At 65.0% G+C, this 3,187-nt stretch carries 3 protein-coding genes and 1 pseudogene; 2 read left to right on the top strand and 2 right to left on the bottom strand.

Annotation, left to right across the window (positions count from 1 at the left end; genetic code table 11):
- Positions 1–201 precede the first annotated feature (201 nt).
- Positions 202–1,125 carry a cation diffusion facilitator family transporter gene (locus A2J02_RS15750; RefSeq protein ID WP_008720942.1) on the top strand — a complete coding sequence of 308 codons (924 nt, stop codon included), beginning with the start codon at positions 202–204 and terminating at the stop codon, positions 1,123–1,125.
- A gap of 179 nt (positions 1,126–1,304) precedes the next feature.
- On the opposite strand, the gene A2J02_RS15755 is transcribed toward A2J02_RS15750, so the two are convergent.
- Positions 1,305–1,718: a Rieske (2Fe-2S) protein gene (locus A2J02_RS15755; RefSeq protein WP_008720941.1), complete on the bottom strand. Its 414-nt coding sequence runs from the start codon at positions 1,716–1,718 to the stop codon at positions 1,305–1,307.
- Between the two features lie 185 nt (positions 1,719–1,903).
- Positions 1,904–2,431, bottom strand: a complete 528-nt coding sequence (lspA, locus tag A2J02_RS15760; RefSeq protein ID WP_052061206.1) for a signal peptidase II — start codon at positions 2,429–2,431, stop codon at positions 1,904–1,906.
- 159 nt (positions 2,432–2,590) lie between these two features.
- Here lspA and A2J02_RS27745 point away from each other — a divergent pair.
- Positions 2,591–3,187 (top strand): annotated as a pseudogene (locus tag A2J02_RS27745) (apolipoprotein N-acyltransferase); the annotation flags it as partial.

Consider the following 3,187-nt stretch of genomic DNA (forward strand, 5'->3'; position numbering starts at 1 on the left):
CCATGGTGTGCGCCTCTTCCCGGTGGATCGTGTTTCCGGCATGGGCGCGAGGCAGTCCGACCTGCGCCGACAATGAACTACTACGAATGATAGTTGTACGAGTCCGGGCAGCCACCGCCGGATGATCCTTCAACACTTGCATGTATGCGCATATCGCAATATGTTGTCGTTCTGCGGATCTGACACGACGAAGGAGCAACGATGGGGCACGGACATGGCCACGGGATAGAGCCGGGTTCACCGGCCAGCGCGTCCGGTAAGCACCTCGGGCGACTGTGGATCGCTGTCGGTCTGGGGGCGGTCACCCTGGTGACGCAGGTCGTCGTCGGCCTGTCCACCTCGTCGCTGGCGTTGCTCTCCGATTCCGCACACGTGTTCACCGACGTGTTCGGGGTGCTGATGGCGATCGTGGCGATCACACTCGCACAGCGACGATCGACCAAGGCTGCCCGCACGTTCGGGCTCTACCGAGCCGAGGTGTTCGCCGCATTGTTCAATGCACTTCTGCTGTTCGGTGTGGCCGGTTGGATTCTCTACGAAGCCGCGCAACGCATCACGAATCCGCCCGAGGTCCCCGGCGTCCCGGTGATGGCGGTGGCCACCCTCGGGCTCGTGATGAACCTCATCGCGTTCGTCCTGCTGCGCAGCGGCGCCAAGGACAGCCTCAATGTTCGGGGTGCGTATCTCGAGGTGATGGCGGACATGCTCGGCTCGATCGGCGTACTGGTCAGCGGACTGGTCACCGTCCTGTTCGGGTGGCGGTACGCCGACCCGGTCATCGCGGTCGCCATCGGCGTGTTCGTCCTGCCACGCGCGTTCAACCTGGGCCGTCACGCCGTACGAATTCTGCTGCAACATGCTCCGGCGGGCATCGATGTCGCCGCCGTGGAAAGGGCCCTGACCGATGTCGACGATGTCGAAGAGGTGCACGATCTGCACATATGGACACTGACGTCGGGGATGGAGGTCGCGTCGGCGCATCTGACGGTCGCCCCGGAGGCCGAGACACCGCGGGTGCTCGCTGCAGCGCAGCAGGTTCTCCGCAACGAGTTCGGTCTCGAACACGCCACTGTGCAGGTCGAACCCCGGGAAGGCGAAGGCCGGTGCCGAGAGGTCAATTGGTAGGCAGGTCTCGACCCGGTGCGCGATCGGCACGCTGTGCTGTCGTCGACACGGCAGCGATGTACCGAACCGGCACCCGTCGGGTGGGGGCACAGAGTGGGTCCTCGAGTGCCGCACATCGGCCCGGTCGAGACCGTTCACCCCGAACCCGTCCACCTCGCATGTTCGCGCCCGGTGATGGATCAGTCGACGGTGAGGGTATCGACGGTTCTGGTCACGGCACGGTTCGGCAGTGGCTCGGTGGCGGGGCTGCGCATGACCGCCCCGTCGGTGATCGAGAACGCACTGTTGTGGCAGGGGCACTCGATCGTGCCGTTGCGAACTCGGTTCACTGTGCACCCTCGGTGAGAACAGATAGCCGAGAAGGCCCGGAAGATACCGGGTTCCGGTTGGGTGACGACGACCTGCCGGTCGGCGAGCACGATTCCACCGCCGACAGGAACATCGTTCACCGACAAGGTGACGGGACCGTCGGAAGCGGTGTCCTCACCGGACGGGGCTTCGCCGACGCTGCATCCGGCGGCAGTCAGGCACGCTGTAGCGCAGCTCGTAGCGAGAAAAATACGGCGCGGTAGCGCCGGGATGTCCTCGCTCATACAGCAGGCTCCCCTCGGTACGCCTCGGTGAGCGAGAGGCGACGATCGCGTGTCGGTGGTTGTAGTCGACTATGTTTCGAGCAGTTCCGGTGTCGATCACCCTCACTGTTCGAGCGGATCAGCATGATTGTCCTGTCGCGAATGTATGTGCACTGCAGGGCATTCGATTCGAACGCCGAGATATCTCATGCACGTTCACGATCCGGCGCTGTCGGGCACTGCGGGCAGAGGGGCAACCCTTGTGCCCTCTCGCGTGCCAGTGCCGCCCCGATCATCAGCACCACCCCGCAGGTGATGTAGATGTCGGCGAGGTTGAATGTCGGCCACCAACCGGTGTGAAAGTAGTCCGTGACCGCACCGTCGACAAGCCGGTCCAGAACGTTGGACAGCGCGCCGGCGAGGATCAACGCCAGCGCCACCGTGGTCCACTGCTCCCCGTGCCGAGCGCTGTGCCATCCGTAGGCCGCGACCCCGGCGGTGATCGTCGCCGTGACCGACACGATCACCCATAGGGGCAGCGAATTGCCCAGACTGAAGGCCATTCCGCGGTTGAAGGCGAGCCGCAATTCGAGGATCGGTAGTGGGATCGGAGAGCCGACCAATGCTTCTTGCGCCCAGTAGTCGACGGTCAGCGCGGTAGCGACCAATGTCAGCACGAGAGTCACTGCGTAAGCACGCAGCCGCGTGGGAGACGTGGTGGGCGAGCGGTTCACGGATCCTCGTTCTCGGGTGTGTATCTCGGACAGGTGCTGGGTGTCGACGGAAGGGGATCGGTCACCGCCGCAGAGTTGCCATCACATAAAATACTATGCACCATAGTAGTTGATGAACGGCAGAGGCTCCTCCGGTACCGGCTGCACGCGCGTGCCGTCATGAGATCGGCTCCCGGCATCGAGCCCGGGCCTCGACCTCTCGTCTACGACCCGAGCCGGGCGCGGTGGGTGACCGGCAGCAACGGAGTCCGCGCGTGGATCCGGCTCCTCGCCGCCGCCTCATCCGGGCTGATGTTGTATGCCACATTCCCGCCCATCGATCTGTGGTTTCTCGCTCCGGTAGCACTTGCAATGCTGCTGTTGGCTGTGCGCGGGCGAGGGGCGCGTGCGGGGGCCGGCTACGGCTTCGTCGCCGGCTCGGCGTTCTTCGTGCCTCTGCTGCCGTGGGTGGGGGAGTACGTCGGATCGGTGCCGTGGCTGGCGCTGTCCGTCGTTCAAGCACTCTTCGTGGCACTGTTCGGTGCGGTAGCGGATCGGATGTCCCGACTGCCGTGGGCGCCGGTCTGGGTGGCGAGCGCCTGGGTGGCGATGGAAGCGGCACGATCTCGGGTCCCGTTCGGCGGCTTCCCTTGGGGCCGCATCGCATTCGGTCAATCCGACGGGCCGCTGCTGCCTCTGGCTGCGGTGATCGGCGCGCCGGGGTTGTCGTTCGTCGTGGTGCTGATCGGGTCCGCTCTGGCCGGCGTCGTTGCCTCC

Source organism: Rhodococcus sp. EPR-147, from assembly GCF_001647185.1.
Taxonomy (GTDB): Bacteria; Actinomycetota; Actinomycetes; order Mycobacteriales; family Mycobacteriaceae; genus Rhodococcoides.

Bases quoted from the DNA above. Each gene is read 5' to 3' on its own strand.
- A2J02_RS15750 (WP_008720942.1), top strand. From the start codon at position 202: ATGGGGCACGGACATGGCCACGGGATAGAGCCGGGTTCACCGGCCAGC.
- A2J02_RS15755 (WP_008720941.1), bottom strand. From the start codon at position 1,718: ATGAGCGAGGACATCCCGGCGCTACCGCGCCGTATTTTTCTCGCTACG.